This window comes from Georgenia halophila (assembly GCF_039541595.1).
Window position 1 is genome coordinate 19,357 of sequence record NZ_BAABGN010000008.1, and the last position, 16,126, is coordinate 35,482.

Annotated in this window: 18 protein-coding genes, 2 tRNA genes and 1 riboswitch; of the genes, 10 read left to right on the forward strand and 10 right to left on the reverse strand. The window is 72.0% G+C overall.

The window, feature by feature from the left end:
- Positions 1-239: 239 nt before the first annotated feature.
- Both ABD907_RS09090 and pepN read right to left on the reverse strand, forming a co-directional pair.
- Complete coding sequence (locus ABD907_RS09090; protein ID WP_345215933.1) at positions 240-779, reverse strand: GNAT family N-acetyltransferase; 540 nt, start codon at positions 777-779, stop codon at positions 240-242.
- Between the two features lie 101 nt (positions 780-880).
- Positions 881-3,487 (reverse strand): aminopeptidase N, encoded by a 2,607-nt coding sequence (pepN, locus tag ABD907_RS09095; protein WP_345215934.1) that lies wholly within the window; start codon positions 3,485-3,487, stop codon positions 881-883.
- A 165-nt stretch (positions 3,488-3,652) separates the two neighbouring features.
- Here pepN and ABD907_RS09100 point away from each other — a divergent pair, with 165 nt between their 5' ends.
- The 3 genes from ABD907_RS09100 to ABD907_RS09110 all read left to right on the forward strand — a co-directional run bounded on the left by ABD907_RS09100 (position 3,653) and on the right by ABD907_RS09110 (position 5,242).
- The gene (locus ABD907_RS09100; protein ID WP_345215935.1) at positions 3,653-3,883 is read left to right on the forward strand and encodes a hypothetical protein; all 231 of its coding nucleotides are present in this window, start codon (positions 3,653-3,655) and stop codon (positions 3,881-3,883) included.
- A 57-nt stretch (positions 3,884-3,940) separates the two neighbouring features.
- Entirely contained in the window at positions 3,941-4,567 is a 627-nt protein-coding gene (locus ABD907_RS09105; RefSeq protein WP_345215936.1) for a mycothiol-dependent nitroreductase Rv2466c family protein, read from the forward strand.
- 108 nt (positions 4,568-4,675) lie between these two features.
- Entirely contained in the window at positions 4,676-5,242 is a 567-nt protein-coding gene (locus ABD907_RS09110) for a hypothetical protein (RefSeq protein ID WP_345215937.1), read from the forward strand.
- Between the two features lie 19 nt (positions 5,243-5,261).
- Here ABD907_RS09110 and ABD907_RS09115 read toward each other — a convergent pair whose 3' ends face one another.
- Positions 5,262-7,298: a M13 family metallopeptidase gene (locus tag ABD907_RS09115; RefSeq protein ID WP_345215938.1), complete on the reverse strand. Its 2,037-nt coding sequence runs from the start codon at positions 7,296-7,298 to the stop codon at positions 5,262-5,264.
- A 49-nt stretch (positions 7,299-7,347) separates the two neighbouring features.
- On the opposite strand from ABD907_RS09115, the gene ABD907_RS09120 reads away from it, so the two are divergent.
- Positions 7,348-7,794, forward strand: coding sequence for a ribose-5-phosphate isomerase (locus tag ABD907_RS09120; RefSeq protein WP_345215939.1), 447 nt, complete (start codon positions 7,348-7,350; stop codon positions 7,792-7,794).
- A 22-nt stretch (positions 7,795-7,816) separates the two neighbouring features.
- Here the strand turns inward: ABD907_RS09120 and ABD907_RS09125 are convergent, their stop codons facing one another.
- Positions 7,817-9,181, reverse strand: a complete 1,365-nt coding sequence (locus ABD907_RS09125; protein ID WP_345215940.1) for a GNAT family N-acetyltransferase — start codon at positions 9,179-9,181, stop codon at positions 7,817-7,819.
- 45 nt (positions 9,182-9,226) lie between these two features.
- Positions 9,227-9,937, reverse strand: coding sequence for a hypothetical protein (locus ABD907_RS09130; RefSeq protein ID WP_345215941.1), 711 nt, complete (start codon positions 9,935-9,937; stop codon positions 9,227-9,229).
- A gap of 54 nt (positions 9,938-9,991) precedes the next feature.
- On the opposite strand from ABD907_RS09130, the gene ABD907_RS09135 reads away from it, so the two are divergent.
- Both ABD907_RS09135 and ABD907_RS09140 read left to right on the forward strand, forming a co-directional pair.
- A complete protein-coding gene (locus ABD907_RS09135) occupies positions 9,992-10,348 on the forward strand; it encodes an MGMT family protein (protein WP_345215942.1) in 357 nt (118 codons plus the stop codon).
- Entirely contained in the window at positions 10,341-11,279 is a 939-nt protein-coding gene (locus tag ABD907_RS09140) for an Fpg/Nei family DNA glycosylase (protein ID WP_345215943.1), read from the forward strand. The genes ABD907_RS09135 and ABD907_RS09140 overlap by 8 nt, the downstream gene beginning before the upstream one ends.
- Here ABD907_RS09140 and epsC read toward each other — a convergent pair.
- The 4 genes from epsC to ABD907_RS09160 all read right to left on the reverse strand — a co-directional run bounded on the left by epsC (position 11,276) and on the right by ABD907_RS09160 (position 14,279).
- A complete protein-coding gene (gene epsC, locus ABD907_RS09145) occupies positions 11,276-11,845 on the reverse strand; it encodes a serine O-acetyltransferase EpsC (RefSeq protein ID WP_345215944.1) in 570 nt (189 codons plus the stop codon). The two genes, ABD907_RS09140 and epsC, sit on opposite strands and share 4 nt — an antisense overlap.
- Positions 11,845-12,777, reverse strand: a complete 933-nt coding sequence (gene cysK, locus ABD907_RS09150; RefSeq protein ID WP_345215945.1) for a cysteine synthase A — start codon at positions 12,775-12,777, stop codon at positions 11,845-11,847. The genes epsC and cysK overlap by 1 nt, the downstream gene beginning before the upstream one ends.
- 120 nt (positions 12,778-12,897) lie before the next feature.
- On the reverse strand, positions 12,898-13,917 hold the full coding sequence (locus ABD907_RS09155) for an SdpI family protein (protein ID WP_345215946.1): 1,020 nt from the start codon (positions 13,915-13,917) through the stop codon (positions 12,898-12,900).
- Entirely contained in the window at positions 13,914-14,279 is a 366-nt protein-coding gene (locus ABD907_RS09160; protein WP_345215947.1) for a GntR family transcriptional regulator, read from the reverse strand. Before ABD907_RS09160 ends, ABD907_RS09155 begins: the two co-directional genes overlap by 4 nt.
- A 138-nt stretch (positions 14,280-14,417) precedes the next feature.
- Positions 14,418-14,482: riboswitch (guanidine-III (ykkC-III) riboswitch) on the forward strand.
- A gap of 11 nt (positions 14,483-14,493) precedes the next feature.
- On the opposite strand from ABD907_RS09160, the gene ABD907_RS09165 reads away from it, so the two are divergent.
- A complete protein-coding gene (locus ABD907_RS09165) occupies positions 14,494-14,814 on the forward strand; it encodes a DMT family transporter (protein WP_345215948.1) in 321 nt (106 codons plus the stop codon).
- On the opposite strand, the gene ABD907_RS09170 is transcribed toward ABD907_RS09165, so the two are convergent.
- A complete protein-coding gene (locus ABD907_RS09170) occupies positions 14,792-15,445 on the reverse strand; it encodes an IMPACT family protein (RefSeq protein WP_345215949.1) in 654 nt (217 codons plus the stop codon). The two genes, ABD907_RS09165 and ABD907_RS09170, sit on opposite strands and share 23 nt — an antisense overlap.
- Positions 15,446-15,568: 123 nt before the next feature.
- Between ABD907_RS09170 and rpmF the strand changes: the two genes are divergently transcribed.
- The 3 genes from rpmF to ABD907_RS09185 all read left to right on the forward strand — a co-directional run bounded on the left by rpmF (position 15,569) and on the right by ABD907_RS09185 (position 16,083).
- On the forward strand, positions 15,569-15,736 hold the full coding sequence (rpmF, locus tag ABD907_RS09175; RefSeq protein WP_345215950.1) for a 50S ribosomal protein L32: 168 nt from the start codon (positions 15,569-15,571) through the stop codon (positions 15,734-15,736).
- Positions 15,737-15,840: 104 nt separating this feature from the next.
- Positions 15,841-15,911, forward strand: a tRNA-Gly gene (locus ABD907_RS09180).
- 98 nt (positions 15,912-16,009) lie between these two features.
- Positions 16,010-16,083 (forward strand) — tRNA-Pro (locus ABD907_RS09185).
- Positions 16,084-16,126: the final 43 nt, after the last annotated feature.

Consider the following 16,126-nt stretch of genomic DNA (forward strand, 5'->3'; position numbering starts at 1 on the left):
CACGCGGTCGGCCGCTTCGCGCGGCGGCCTGACTACCAAGAGCCATCTCGTCTGCGACGGGAAGGTTCGTGCTCTCGCATTCATCCTCACTCCGGGGCAGGCGGCGGACACCAGCATGCTGACCGCGACGCTCAGCGAGATCCGGGTGCCCGGCCCGCGCGGCAGGCCGCGGTCCCGGCCGTATCGGGTGCTTGCCTCGCCGCGACTTCGCCCTGGCTCATCAGAGGCGGCCTTGCACCTCAATCCGACAGGGACATCACGGGAACGGTAGCCGCAGGAGCGGGATCGGTGACCAGCCGAGCGTGCGTCTCGACGTCGTAACGGGCGCTGCCGTAGCGGAGCTTTTCCCGCTCGATACCCTCAGCCTGGAAACCCGCGGCGGTCGCCACCCGGCATGAGGCAGGGTTGTTCACCCGGTGTCCCAGCTCGAGCCGATACAGCCCGTTCTCGAAGGCCCAGTCGCACACCGAGACGAGCGCGCCCGTCGCATATCCCTTTCCGCGGGCAGCGGACGAGAGCCAGTAGTACAGCCACGCGGTCTCGTGCCGAAACTCGATAGCGGACGCGCCGACGTTGCCGACCGCAACATCGTCCTCGACGACAGCCCAGTTCTTCACCTGCTCGTCGAATCGCAATGACTGCTCGATGAACACTTCCGCGGCTCGCCGGCTCGACATGTCGGCACTGCCGAACTGAGCCGCCAGATCAGGTGCACTCTGAGCCGCAGCTATCAGAGCTGAAGCATCCCGACTGGCCCAGGGGCGAAGCACGACACTCACTCAACCAATCCTGCCTCAGCGACCGGGCGAACCCCAGCCACTCAGCCTTCTAGCAACACGCCCTAGTAGCCGCGGGCCCGCCGCTAGCCGCGGGCCCACCACTAGCCGCGGGAGCGGTCGGCCTCCTGCGCCCGCACGGCACGCTCGGCGGCGTCGAGGTTCTCCACGACGAGACGCCGTAGGGAGGCCGGCGCGTCCGCGTGCTCGTCCAGCCATGCCCGCGTGGCGGCGACGACGTCGACCCCCACCTCGTCCGCAAGGCCGGCCAGCCGGTCCGGGTAGAGCCCGATGACGACGTTCTGCGCCATCTCGTTGGTCCGCTCCTCCCAGATCGGCTCCAGCACGTCGAAGTAGCGTCCGACGAACGGCGCGAGCAGCGTCCGGTCGTGGACGTGCCCGAACCCGGCGATGACGTTGGACTGCACGGCGTTCGGCAGGTTGTCGCACTCGACGACGTCGGACCAGGCCTGCTGCTTGTTCGCCGGCGTCGGCACCATGGCCCGCGCCCGCGCGGCCTGCTGCTGCCCGGTCGCGGTGCTGTCGCGCTCGAGCTCGGCGGCGATCCGCGCCTCGCCGGCGCGGCCGCCGGCGACGAGGCCCTGCAGCAGCGTCCAGCGCAGGTCGGTGTCGACCGCCAGCCCGGGCAGCCCGGCACGCTCCGCGGAGCCGGTCAGCAGCTGCTCGAGCACCTCGAGGTGCTCGTCCGCGGTGGCGTGGCCGGCGAGCGTGCGGACGAGCTGCAGCTGGGTGTCCGAGCCCGGCTCGGCGGCCGCCGCCAGCTGGTGCAGCCTCCCGACCACCTCGCTGCCGACACTCGCGCGCGCCTCCGGTGCCACGTACGAGCCGAGCGCGGTGGCCACCTGCCGCAGCAGCACCATCACCACGGTCGAGTCGGTCTCCGTCGCCACGGCACGCAGCGCGAGGTCCAGGAACTGGCGCGCGGACCACTCGCCGTCGCGGGTCATGTCCCAGGCCGCGGCGAGGACGAGGGCTCGGGGCAGGGACTCGGCGAACCCACCGAGGTGGGCGGTCGCCGTCGCCAGGGAGGCCTCGTCCAGGCGGATCTTCGCGTAGGCGAGATCCTCGTCGTTGAGCAGGATCAGGTCGGGACGCTTCCGCCCGGACAGCTCGGGGACCTCCGTGCGCTCGCCGGTCTCCCGGACGTCGAGCTCGACCCGCACGGTCCGCTCCAGCCGGGCGTCGGTCCCCTCCCCGACCACGTCGTAGCCCCCGACGACGAGCCGGTGCGGACGCAGGGTCGGGTGCTCCACCGGCGCCTCCTGAAGGATGGTGAACGAGGCGATCGTGCCGTCGTCGGCGATCTCGACCTGCGGACGCAGCAGCGTGACCCCGGCCTCCTCCAGCCACAGCGACGACCACGCGGCCAGGTCCCGGCCCGACGTCGCCTCGAGCTCGACGAGCAGGTCCGACAGCTCGGTGTTGCCGTACGCGTGCTTGGTGAAGTATCGCTGCACGCCCGTCTCGAACGACTCCCGGCCCACCCACGCGACGAGCTGCTTGAGGACCGAGGCGCCCTTGGCGTAGGTGATGCCGTCGAAGTTGACCTCGACGTCCTCGAGGTCGTTGATCGGGGCGACCACGGGGTGGGTGGAGGGCAGCTGGTCCTGCTTGTAGGCCCAGCTCTTCTCCAGCGAGGAGAACGTCGTCCACGCGGTGGTCCAGCGGGTGGCCTCCGCGACCGCCAGGTGCGAGACGTACTCGGCGAAGGACTCGTTGAGCCACAGGTCGTTCCACCACCGCATGGTCACCAGGTCGCCGAACCACATGTGCGCCAGCTCGTGCAGAATCGTCACGGCGCGCCGCTCGACCGTGGCCTCGGGCACCTTGGAGCGAAAGACGTAGTTCTCGAGGAAGGTCACGGCGCCCGCGTTCTCCATGGCGCCCGCGTTGAACTCGGGCACGAAGAGCTGGTCGTACTTGGTGAACGGGTACGGGCGGTCGAACGCCTCCTCGTAGAACGCGAAGCCCGCGCGGGTGATCGCCATGATCTCCTCCGCGTCGAGGAACTCGGCGAGCGAGGCGCGGCAGTACACGCCCAGCGGGATCGTCCGGCCGTCCCGAGAGGTCAGCTCGCCGGTGACCCCGTGGTAGGGACCGGCGACGATCGCCGTCAGGTAGGACGAGATGACCTCGGTAGGGGCGAACCGCCAGGTCCGTGAGCCACGTCCGTCCCCGCTCGGCTCCGTCCGCTCCTCGACCGGCGAGTTCGACACGACCGTCCAGTGCTCCGGCGCGGTGACGGTGAAGGTGAACGACGCCTTGAGGTCGGGCTGCTCGAAGACTGCGAAGACCCGGCGTGAGTCGGCGACCTCGAACTGTGAGTACAGGTACACCTCGTCGTCGACCGGGTCGACGAACCGGTGCAGCCCCTCACCGGTGTTCATGTACCGGCACGTGGCCTCGACGCGCAGCTCGTTCTGGGCGTCCAGGTCCGTCAGCGCGATGTGGGTACCGTCGAACGCGCCGGTGGGGATGTCGCGACCGTTGAGGACGATGCGCTCGACCGACTCGGCGAGCAGGTCGAGATGAGTTGCGCCGCCGTCGCCGCGGGCGGAGAAGCGGATCGTGGTCGTCGAGCCGAAGACCTTCTCGTCGCGCGTGAGGTCGAGGACCACGTCGTAGGACGACGTCGAGACGACGGCGGCGCGTTCCCGCGCCTCGGCGCGGGTGAGGTTCTCTCCGGGCATGGCTCTCCTCGAGGGGCGGGGCGTCGAGACGACGGGTGCCGGCGTTGCGGCACCGGACCGATCCTGCCACTCGCGCGGCGGCGCGCACGAACGCAAATGGTTCGTACCGTTTGCACGTCTGCGCGTCGGGCGAAACGCTGGTGGGACCCGAGGTGAGGAGTGGTCGTGACCGAGAGCACCGGCAGCAACAGCGCGAGCGAGCTCGCCGACGAGGCCAAGCAGCTGGCCGAGGACGCGGCGGAGCACGTGGACCACACGCGGCCCGACGACGAGGACATGGCGGGCGCCGACGTCGAGGCCACCGAGCACGCGCCCGACCACGAGGAGCGCCTGAACATCGACAACGCGGACGAGGACGGCGAGGAGCTGACCGACCCGGGCGCCCCCATGCCGTGAGGGGCGTCACCCGTCGGCCGGGTTGGGTGCATGGCCGTATCGCGATTGGATGGTCGTATGACTGCTACTGAGACGACGACAACCACGTCCGCCGACTTCTGGTTCGACCCGGTGTGCCCGTGGGCCTGGATGACGTCCCGCTGGATGACCGAGGTCGAGAAGGTCCGCGACGTGAAGGTGCAGTGGCACATCATGAGCCTGTCGGTCCTCAACGAGGGCCGAGACCTGCCCGCGGACTACGCCGAGTCGATGAAGAGCGCGTGGCAGCCGGCCCGGGTCGTCAACGCCGCCCGGGAGCTGCATGGCGAGGAGGCGATCAAGCCGCTGTACGACGCCCTCGGGACCCGGATCCACCCCGGCGGGCGACGCCGCGAGCTGCCCGCCGTCATCGACGAGGCACTGGCCGAGGCCGGTCTGCCGGCGGACCTGGCGCGCTTCGCCGGCACGGACGAGCTCGACGACTCGCTCCGCGCCTCTCACCAGCGCGCCATGGACCTCGTCGGCGAGGACGTCGGCACACCGGTCGTCGCGGTCGACGGGGCAGCCTTCTTCGGACCCGTCGTCACGCCGGCGCCGAAGGGGGAGCAGGCCGGCAAGCTGTGGGACGGCGCGGTCCTCGTCGCCTCCACGCCCGGCTTCTACGAGATCAAGCGCACCCGCACCACGGGTCCGCTCTTCAACTGAGACAGCGGTTGGCCGCGGACTCGCCCGCGTGACGCCGTTGTCATGACGTAGCGTGTCGGCGCCCGTGCGGCAAGCAGGAACGCTCGGGTGCCAGCGTGAGGAGCAAGGATGGTGCAGTCTGCCGGCCGCCGGCTGAGCCGGGTCGAACGCACGGTCGTCGTGGTCTCGGTGGCGCTCGTCGCCGTCTTCGCAGTCATGCTGGCCCTGCGGCTGGCCGGGATGTCGCAGCCCGACGGGACGGCGGCCGAGCCGACCACCGCGGCGGAGACCGAGACCCCCACCGCCACGCCGGCGCCGCCGCAGGACCTTTCCGCCGTCGCGTGGGACTTCGCCAGCCCGAGCGGCAACATCGCCTGCGACATCGACGGTGACCGCGCGCTGTGCGCCATCGCGAGCATGGAGTACGCCGACGGGGTGCCGGCCGCCGAGAAAGAGGCGTGCGAGGGCACGGTCGGTCACGTGCTCCAGGTGGGCGCCGAGGGCGCCTCACTGGTGTGCGACACCTCCGGCGAGGCGACGGCGTTCGACGCCGGCAGCCTCCCCGTGCTGCCCTACGGCGAGCAGGCCGAGGACGAGGGTTTCACATGCCTGTCCGACGAGACGGGCATGACGTGCCGGCACGACGAGAGCGGTTACTCCTTCTCCGTCGCCCGGGCGGGCTACGACCTGTCCTGAGCCTGTTCCTGACCGGTCCTCACCAGATCCGCACGCGCTCCTCCGGGGGCAGGTACAGCCCGTCGTCCGGTCCGACGTCGAACGCCTCGTGGAAGGCGTCCATGTTGCGCAGCACCCCGTTGCAGCGGAACTCGGCCGGGGAGTGCGGGTCGATCGTCAGCATCCGGATGGCCTCCGGGTCCCGCGACTTCTGCCGCCAGATGCGTCCCCAGCTGTAGAACACTCGCTGCAGCCCGGTCAGGCCGTCCACGACCGGGGCCGCGTCGATGCCGCCCTGCTCGCGCAGGGCGATGTCGTACGCCTTGATCGCGATGGTCAGGCCGCCGAGGTCGCCGATGTTCTCACCGACGGTCAGCGCCCCGTTGACGTGGTGGCTGCCCTCGAGCTGGGCGGGGGAGTACGCGTCGTACTGGTCGATGAGCGCCGCTGTGCGGCGGTCGAACTCGGCGCGGTCCTCCTCGGTCCACCAGTCGGCGAGCCGGCCGGTGCCGTCGTACTTCGAGCCCTGGTCGTCGAAGCCGTGGCCGATCTCGTGCCCGATCACCGCGCCGATCCCGCCGTAGTTCCAGGCGTCGTCGGCCTCGGGGTCGAAGAACGGGGGCTGCAGGATCGCCGCCGGGAACACGATCTCGTTCCACGTCGGGTTGTAGTAGGCGTTGACGGTCTGCGGCGGCATGAACCACTCGCCGCGGTCCATCGGCCGGCCGAGCTTGTCGAGGTCGCGGTGCTCCTCGAAGAGGCTGGCGGCGCGCACGTTGCCGAGCAGGTCCACCTCGTCGATCACCAGCGCCGAGTAGTCGCGCCAGGAGTCCGGGTAGCCGATCTTCGGGGTGAACGACTCGAGCTTGGCCAGGGCGCGCTCACGGGTGTCCTCGCCCATCCAGTCCAGGGAGCCGATCGACTCCCGGTACGCCGCGACCAGGTTGTCGACGAGTCCCTGCATGGCGGCCTTGTGCTCCGGCGGGAAGTGGCGGGCCACGTACAGCTCGCCCACGGCCTCTCCCAGGGCGCCCTCGACGAGCTCGACGCCCCGCTTCCACCGCTCGCGCAGCTCCTGGGCGCCGGTCAGCGTGCGTCCGTAGAACTCGAAGTTCTCCTCGACGAACGCGGCCGGCAGATACTTGGCGCGGGCGTGCACGACGTGCCAGGTCAACCACATCCGCAACGAGTCGGTGTCCAGGGAGGACCAGGCGGCGGCGAAGTCCGTGAGGTAGGACGGCATGGCGACGATGAGCCGGTCGAACGCGCCCTCGGGCACCCCGAGGGCGGAGCGCCACAGGTCCCAGTCGAAACCGGGGGCCGACGCCGTCGCCTCCTCCCAGCTCATCGGGTTGTTGATCTGGTCGGCCTCGCGGGTGCGGACCTTGTCCCAGTGCCCGCGGGCGAGGGTGGTCTCGACCTGCATGACCCGCTCGGCGGCGCCCATGGCGTCCTCCTCGGTGACGAGGCCGGTCAACGCGAGCATCGCGGCCACGTGGCCGACGTAGGCGTTGCGGGTCTTCTCGTGCGTGTCCTCGCGGTAGTAGGACTCGTCCGGCAGGCCGAGCCCGGACTGCCAGAAGAAGACGACGTACTTCTCGGGGTCGTTGAGGTCGGTGTCGACGCCGTAGCCGACGCCGCCCGTGACGCCGGTCGGCTGGAGGGCGCCCATGGCCCGGACCAGGGCGCCCTTGTCGAGCGCCCCCGTGAGCAGATCGAGGTCGGTGCGCAGCGGTGCGGTGCCCAGGGCCTCGATCCGCTCGGTGGCCATGAACGAGGAGTACAGGTCGCCGATCCTCTTGGCGTTCTCGGTGCTGGTGTCGTCCTCGGCACCCTCAGCGGTGCCGCGCTCGGCGGCGTCCTCGATGATCTCCCGGACCCGCTGCTCGCTGAGGTCGCGCAGGAGGTAGAAGGAGCCGTCGCGGGAGCGGTCGGCAGGGATGACGTGGCGGTCCAGCCACGTCCCGTTGACGTGGCGGTAGAGGTCGTCCTGGGCGCGGATGCCAAGGTCCATCGCCGCTGCGTCCGTCATCCGGTCGGTCATCGGGGCGTTCTCGCGCACGTTCGTCGTGGTCATCATCCGACCCTACGGCAGTCCTGAGACCTCGCGTTGGCACAATTGGCGCATGCGCATCCACATCGCCGCCGACCACGCCGGCTTCGAACTCAAGACCGCCCTCGTGCCGCACCTGGAGGACTCCGGCCACGATGTCGTCGACCACGGCGCCGACATCTTCGACCCGCACGACGACTACCCGACGATGTGCATCGCCGCGGCCGAGGCCGTGGTCGCCGACCGCGGCTCGCTGGGTGTCGTCATCGGCGGCTCCGGCAACGGTGAGCAGATTGCCGCCAACAAGGTCCACGGCGTCCGCGCGGCACTCGCCTGGTCCGAGGTGACAGCGACGCTCGCCCGTCAGCACAACGACGCCAACGTCGTGGCCATCGGCGCGCGGCAGCACTCCACCGAGGAGGCGACCGCTCTGGTGGACGCCTTCCTGGCGGAGTCGTTCTCCGGCGACCCGCGCCACCAGCGCCGGATCGACGAGGTCGCTGAGTACGAGAGCCGCTGAGAGCGTCGCGGACGCTCCTCGGTCAGAAGCCCCAGCTGTTCGCGGGCGCGATCGGCCAGCCGAACGCCGTCGCCGCCGTGGCCAGGCGCCCGGGCACGAGCTCGCGCACGCGGCCGGCGCCGGCCAGGGCCGCCAGCGACGTCGTCCCGAGATAGACCGAGGCGAGCTCGGCGACGTCGAGCGCGAGGTGCCCGGCCTCCTCCGTGCGCGTCACCTCCACCTCTGCCATGCCGTCGCTGCGCAGGTGCCACCGGCCGGCGTTCGCCGGGACCAGCTCGTCGCTGACCTCGAGCACCACGTCGACGGGCCCCGAGTACTCCCGCGCCGCCAGCGCGGCGGGCACGTCGAGCAGGCGAAGCCACAGGCCGTCGTGCACGCGAAGATTGGTCCGGCGCAGATCGGTCAGCAGGTGGACCAGCGGGTCGTCGGCGGCCAGGTCGCCGGTCTCCACGGAGGCCATCAGGTCGATGTCCGTCAGCGTCGTCCACAGCGCCCGCGCCGCCGCGGCGTCGAGCGTGACGGCCTCGCGCACCCGGACCACGCCCTCCGGGACACCCGTCTCCGACCAGCTGCCCTGACGGCGGAAGGTCGCGTAGCCGCGCGGCTCGCCGTCGTGCGTCCGGACGACGGCGATGCGCATCCGCTCGTGCCCGCGGCGGGCGCTCGGCGGGTCGGCGACGTTGGCCGTCCTGAGCGCCTCGGTGTCCCGGGCGATCCAGCCCGGTCGCTCGACGGCGGTGTGCACGCGTTCGATCTCGGCGACGTGGCGTGACGGGTCGAGGGTCTCGAGCGCGACGAAGACGTCGGCGCCCTCGGTCCTGCCTGTGCCGTCGACGCCGTCGACGCCGCGCAGCTCGGCGCGGCGTCCGAGCCGCAGGGTGACGGGCTGGGTGGCGACGCCGTAGCCGTAGCGACCGTAGATGCCGGTCTCCGCGGCGTGCAGCGCGGACAGCACCTCACCCCTGTCGAGGGAGCGGGCGAGATGGGTGGTGATCATGGTGCGGGCGAGCCCGCGGCGGCGGTGGCTCGGGTGCACGACGACGGAGGCGAGACCCGCGGTCGGCAGGCGCGTGCCACCGGGGACCGGCATACGGAACTGGTGCGAGGAGTGGACGGCGGCCAGGCGCGGGCGGCCACTGCCGCGCTCGTCCCACACGCCGACGCTGCGACCGGGCTCGAGCGTCCAGATCTCGTGGTCGACGTCCTCGGGGGCGGACTCGAACACGAACCCCCACTCACGGAGCTCCCGGACCGCCGCCCGGTCGTCGGAGTCGTCCAGCTGGGCGACCCGGTAACCGGGTGGCGGAGGAGCGACGGCGACGGCCGAGCCGCCGTCGCCGCGGCCGGTCTTCTCAGGGCGGGTGTCCGGGCGAGCTGCTGTCGTCATGGCGCAAGCCTGGCAGTGCCACGGTTGCCGTGGCGACCCCTGACCTCAGCGGGAGAGCCGCCCGGAACCGGCCCTGGCGGCGAGCAGCACGGCGAGCGGCACGAGGACGACCACGGCCGCGGGGACGGCCGCCAGCAGCACCACGCCGGCGCCGACGAGGCCTCCCTGCACCAGCCAGCGCGGCACCTCACCGACGACCGCGGCGCCGCGACGGTCCACCGCCTGCGCACGGGCGTGCTCCCCCGCGTCGCCCGGGGTGAGCAGCAGACCGCGCCAGCTGCGTGCCTGGACGGCGGAAGTCGCGGCCCCGGCGGCGAGCCACGTGGCCCCGGCGACGAGGCCGCTCACCCAGCCGCCGGCGAGCAGCGCGACGGCGAGCGCCGCGAGGGGCGTCAGGCCGGCGCCCGTCAGCGCACCGGCGACCACCGCCTTGGCGGGCGCGAGCCGGGTCCGCGTGGTGACCAGGAGGGCAACGCCCGTGACGACGACCCAGCCCGCCGTGGTGGCGCCGAGCGCCGTCAGGGCAGTGGCTGCGCCGTCGGCCAGGAACGCGGTGCCGAGCGCGGCGGCGAGCAGGACGCCCGCGACCGCGGCCATGGTGAGCGCGCGACGGCGGGCCGCCGCCCGGGAGGTCTCCACCAGCGCGCGGACGTCGAGGTGTTCGTGCGGGACGGAGTCGTCGCAGTGCTCGCAGGCGAAGCCGTGCGGACGCGGTGGCGTGGCGGAATCCCGCGTGGGGGTGGGGCTCGTGCTCATCGTCCTGCGATCATAGGCGGGTGAAGGAGGGCCACGACCAGTGAAGATCGACCGATGAGCCAGGAGCGGACGGAGCTCGCGGAGCTCGTGCTCGACGTCGCCGACCAGGTGCCACCCGGCCGGGTGACCACCTACGGGCTCGTCGCGGAGGCGGTGCGCGCCGCCTCCGGGCACGGGCACCCGCGGCACGTCGGGACGGTCATGGCCGTCTATGGGGCCGAGGTGCCGTGGTGGCGGGTGGTGCGCGCCGACGGGACGCTGCCCCGCCAGCTGCGTGCGCGTGCCCTCGAGAACTACCGCGCCGAGGGGACGCCGCTGTCCCCGTTCGTGCCCGTGCGCGTGGATCTGGAGCGGGCGCTCTGGGACGCACCGACCGAGTGGCGCGTGCCGACGGTGGGTCCTTGTGCCTGAGGGGCACACGGTCCACCGCCTCGCGTACGCGTTCCGTGAGCTCTTCGGTGGCCGGCCGTTGGCCGTCAGCTCGCCCCAGGGGCGGTTCGCCGACGGCGCGGCCCTCCTGGACGGCCTGAGCCTCGCCGTGACCGAGGCGCACGGCAAGCACCTGTTCCTCGGCTTCGGCTCGGCCGGCGGCGACGATGACGACCTGCGCTGGCTGCGCGTGCACCTCGGGCTGTACGGGTCGTGGACGTTCGCGGGCGACGAGTCGTTCTCCGCGCCGCACGCCATCGGCGCCCCGCGTCGTCGCGTCGCCGAGGAGGAGACCCCGCTGGCCGGAGACGACGGTAGCGGCGTCGCCGTGGGCGAGTGGGACCCGCCGGACCCGCGCGGAGCCGTCCGCGTGCGCATCCTCGGCGAGCACGGCGTCGCCGACCTCACCGGGCCCATCGCCTGCGAAGTGGTGACCTCGCAGGAGAAGGCGGCCGTGCAGGCCCGCCTGGGCCCGGACCCGCTGCGTCCCGACGGTGATCCCGAGACCTTCGTCCGGCGGGTCAGGGCACGCCGACGCGCCGTGGGAGAGCTGCTCATGGACCAGGAGGTGATCTCCGGCGTCGGCAACGTCTACCGCGCAGAGGCCCTCTACCGGGCTCGGGTGCACCCGCGGCGCCTCGGTCGCGACATACCGGCGGCCCGCCTGCGTGCCATCTGGGCGGACCTGGCGGAGCTGATGACGGACGGCGTCGCCACGGGCCGGATCGTCACCACCCGTCCGGAGCACGGCGGCCCGGACCCGGACAGGCTCGACGGCGAGCAGCGGTATGTCTACCGCCGCTCGGGGCTGCCGTGTCTGGTCTGCGGGACGAAGGTCGCCGAGGCGACCATGCAGACCCGCCGGGTGTTCTGGTGCCCGCGCTGCCAGCGCGCGCCCCGCAGCCGGACCTAGATGTAGACCGCCGGGTCCGCCCAGCCGTCGGCGCTGGCGGGCGCACGCCGTGGCTTGGCCGGCACGCCCACCGCGACGGAGCCGGCCGGCACGTCCTTGACGACGACGGCGTTCGCCCCGATCGTGACGTCGGCACCGATCGCCACGGGGCCGAGGATCTTCGCGCCGGCCCCGATGACCACCCGGTCACCGACGGTGGGGTGCCGCTTGCCCTTGCTGGACGACACCCCGCCGAGCGTGGTGCCGTGGAAGAGGACGACGTCCTCACCCACCTCGGCCGTCTCGCCGATGACCACACCCATGCCGTGGTCGATGAACAGGCGCCTGCCGAGCACGGCGCCCGGGTGGATCTCGATCCCCGTCAGGGCGCGGGCGGCCTGGGAGAGCAGCCGTGCGGGCAGCCGCAGCAACGGGTTCGCCCGCCACATCCCGTGGGTCAGCCGGTGGGCCCAGACGGCGTGTACGCCCGGGTAGGCGAGTGCGATCTCCACCAGGCTGCGTGCGGCCGGGTCGCGGTGCTGCGCCGTGCGCAGGTCCTCGACCAGCAGGGTGCGCAGCGTGGGCATCAGTCGATGAGACCCTCGAAGAGCGGCGTGGACAGGTAGCGCTCGCCGAACGACGGGATGATCACCACGATCGTCTTGCCCGCCATCTCCTCGCGCTGGGCGACGTTGACCGCGGCCGCCAGTGCCGCGCCCGAGGACAGGCCCACCAGCAGGCCCTCCTCCATGGCCGCGCGGCGCGCCCACTGCACGGACGTCTCGAGGTCGACGTCGAGCACCTCGTCGTAGATGCTCGTGTCGAGGATCTCCGGGACGAAGTTGGCGCCGATGCCCTGGATCTTGTGCGGACCGGCCTCCCCGCCGCTGAGGATCGGAGACTCGGCCGGCTCGACGGCGAACATCTTCACGTCCGGCTTGCGCTCCCTGAGCACCTGGCCCACCCCGGTGATGGTGCCGCCGGTGCCGATGCCTGAGACGACGGCGTCGACGCCGCCCTCGGTGTCGGCCCAGATCTCCTCGGCCGTGGTCGTGCGGTGGATCGCCGGGTTCGCCTCGTTCGCGAACTGGCGGGCCAGGACGGCGCCCTGGCGCTCGGCGGCGATCTCCTCGGCCTTGTCGACGGCGCCCTTCATGCCCAGCGGCGGGTCGGTCAGGACGAGCTCGGCCCCGAAGGCGCGCAGCAGCGCCCGCCGCTCCTTGGACATCGAGGAGGGCATCGTCAGCACGACGGTGTACCCGCGTGCCGCGCCGACCATCGCCAGCGCGATGCCCGTGTTGCCGGAGGTCGCCTCGACGATGGTGCCGCCCGGCGGCAGCTCTCCGGAGGCCTCGGCCGCGTCGACGATGGAGACGCCGATGCGATCCTTCACCGAGCTAGCCGGGTTGTAGAACTCGAGCTTGGCGAGAACGGTCGCGCCCGCACCGTCGGTGATCCTGTTCAGGCGCACCAGGGGAGTGCGTCCGATGAGCTGGGTGACGTCGTCGTAGATCGCCATGTGTCCTCTTCCTCGGTGACCGGTCTTTTCGTTGAAGCCTCAACAAACAGTCTGAGCCTATCGCGGGACAGCCTCTCAGCGCACGGTGCCCGCGGCCAGTCCCAACCCCTGGTCCCGCGGTCAGTCCTGGCGCCGCGCCCGTTCGGCGAAGGTGTTGAGCAGGGCGGCGCCGGTGGCGGCGTCGTCGACCGTGACGACGAGCCTGCGCCCGCCGGTGCGCGCGACGTCGATGCCCTCGCCCGCGCGGACGACGACGCCGACGCCGCCGTCGAGGGAGGGTGAGGAGCGCAGGCCCCAGCCGCCCCACTCGGGGAGGGGCCTGACCTGCGTGGTCGTGGCGCTCAGGACCTCCGCGGCCGGCACGTGCTGTCGCGGCCGGCCGAACGTGCCCTTCGCGGTCAGGCCGCCGGAATCGACCTGGACGGTCCACACGAGCATGGTCAGCGGCAGCGGTAGCCAGATCACCATCAGGATGCCCACGAACCAGCTGCCGGTCGTCAGTGCCAGCCAGGCGCTGAACCCGACGTAGAGCACGGCGCCGATCCCTCCCCACCGCTGCAGCGCCCTCGAGGGCCCGACCGTACGGATCCACACCGCGCGCTCGTCCTTGGCGAGCGTCGCCGTCGTGCCCGAGACCGCGTCCCGTGCCGGCAGTGCCGGGTCCGAACCGGCGAGGGCACCGGCGGCGGCGCCGAGCGCGATCGCCGCAACCACGGTGAGGCTGAGCGGGACGTCCGGGACCGGCACGTCCGCGGCGGCCTCGACGGCGGGGCCGCGCTGGACCGAGACCATGCTCAGCGCCATGCCGGCCCAGAACACGGCCATGCCGCTGGCCAGACCCAGCACCATGCGCCGGTTGAACGACGTGCGCCCGACGGTCAGCGACAGCACGGCGAAGATCAGCAGGCTCAGCCCGCTCGATACGGCGAGGGGGACCAGGAGTGCAGAGGCCGAGCCGACACGGTCGACGCCGTCCGGGCCCCAGTGCACGGCCACCTGCTCGGGCAGCTGCGGGATCCACCGGGAGATCAATATCCAGGCAACCGTCGTGACCAGGACCGGCAGGACCACACCGAAGAGCACGGCACGACGGCGGTGGGGCAGCCTGTTCCGGCCGCCGGAGGTGCTGGTCGGGCTCATCGGTCTCGGTTTCCCTCGGGTCGGTCGATCATCGTGGCGACGGCGGACAGGGGCAGGTCGAGGTGCCGCGCCTCGCGCCGGAGCTCCTCCAGGACCCGGCCCAGGTGCTCGTAGCGCTCGGCGGCGTGCGCGGTGACGACGGCGCCCCGGCCGCGACGCAGCTCGAGCAGGCCCTCGTCGCGCAGCAGCTGGTAGGCGTGCAGCACCGTGTGCTGGTTGACCTGCAGCGACTCGGCGAGCTCCCGTGCGGAGGGGAGCCGCTCGCCGCGGCGCAGCTCGCCCGAGATCACTGCCAGCCGCACCTGGGCGGCCAGCTGCTCGAAGAGCGGCCGCGCCGAAGCGGGATCGAGTCGGAGCAGCACGCCCACAGCGTAATTGCTCTATCGCAACTAGAACAATCCGTGCGGACTGAGTCGGTGTGCCACCGCCAGTCCAGTGAGCCACGAGCGCCTCGGTGGGGAACCTCACCGGTCTCCCCGACGACGGTTGGCTAGCCTCGGCGGCAGGACCTCCCCGGTCCCCGGACGAGGGCGCCGTACCCGGTAGTGCGACAAGACGGCGCAGGAGGATGCCGCCATGTCTTGGTTCGTTCTGATCGTCTCCGGTGCCCTCGAGGCCGTCTGGGCGACAGCGCTCGGCAGGTCGGAGGGCTTCAGTCGCCTCATACCGACCGTGGTGTTCGCCGTCGCGCTCACGCTGAGCATGGGCGGGCTGGCGTACGCGATGCGGGAGCTGCCCACCGGTACGTGCTACGCCGTCTGGGTGGGCATCGGGGCCGCGCTCACCGTGGGCTACGCCATGGTCACCGGCGCCGAGTCGGCCTCGCTGATCAAGGTGCTGCTGGTGCTCGGGATCGTCGCCTGCGTGATCGGTCTCAAGGTGCTGGAGCCGAGCTGACGGGCAGCTCGACGACCGTCTCGCCGGCGGGCTCCGGGTCGGCCGTCCCGGAGGTGACCAGAGAGACCGCGCCGCGCAGCTCGGCCTCGTCCTTGGTCGCCAGTGTCAGCCGGACGCCGGCAGCCGAGTATGTGGGCGTGGCGACGTCGATCCCGCGGGACCGCAGCTCCGCCTCCACGCGACCGGCGTCGGCGTGCGGCAGGTCGAGCGTCCACAGCCCCAGGCGCACCGCACGGACCCGCGGCACCCGTTCGAGGACCGCCTGGACCGCCGCCGAGTACGCACGCACCAGGCCGCCGGTGCCCAGTTTCGTGCCGCCGAAGTACCGGACGACGACGGCGACCACATCGGTGAGCCCAGAACCGCGCAGCACCTCCAGCATCGGGGTGCCCGCGGTGCCGGCGGGCTCGCCGTCGTCCGAGGACCGCTCGAGGAGGTTCGCGCCGGGCACGGCGACGAGGAACGCCGAGCAGTGATGGCGTGCGTCGGGGAACTCGGCGCGCGCCGCCGCCACGACGTCGCGGGCCTCGTCCTCGCTGCCCGCCCGGGCGAGGAGCGTGATGAACCGGGACCGACGCACCTCGGTCTGTGCGCGGGTCGGCAGGCCGGGCGCCGGTCGCAGGTCGCTCACCAGGTCAGTATCGCGGCCAATGTCACACCCCGAGTACACTGCACAGGTTGGCCACGCGACCGTCCCTCGTGGGAAGGTGTACGTCGGCTCAGATCGACCAATCAACGAAAGGAGCGGCAGGGCATGGCAGTTCCGAAGCGCAAGATGTCCCGCAGCAACACCCGCTCTCGCCGGTCCCAGTGGAAGGCCGAGCTCACCGAGCTCGTCACCGTCCGCGTCCAGGGCCGCGAGGTGAAGGTGCCGCGGCGGCTCGCCAAGGCTTACCAGAGGGGCTTCGTCGTCGCCGACTGAGCGACGTCGTCCCTTCGCGAGGGCCCCTCACCGGCCGGTGAGGGGCCACTTGCATCGCAGGGCCGGTGGTTCGAGTACCGCTAGAATCGTCGCGGCGCTGCCCCGCGGGTGTAGCTCAATGGTAGAGCCTCTGCCTTCCAAGCAGATGGTGCGGGTTCGATTCCCGTCACCCGCTCCGGCCGAACGCCCCGTCCTCGGACGGGGCGTTCGTGTGTCCGGCCCTGCCTCGCGGGGCCGTAGAATCGTCGACTGGCGCCGGTAGGTCCGGCGCGCCGGGATGTGGCGCAGCTTGGTAGCGCGTCCGCTTTGGGAGCGGAAGGTCGTGGGTTCGAATCCCGCCATCCCGACCGGCTCGTCGGTCGTGCGACCGCGAGACCGAACTACCGTGAC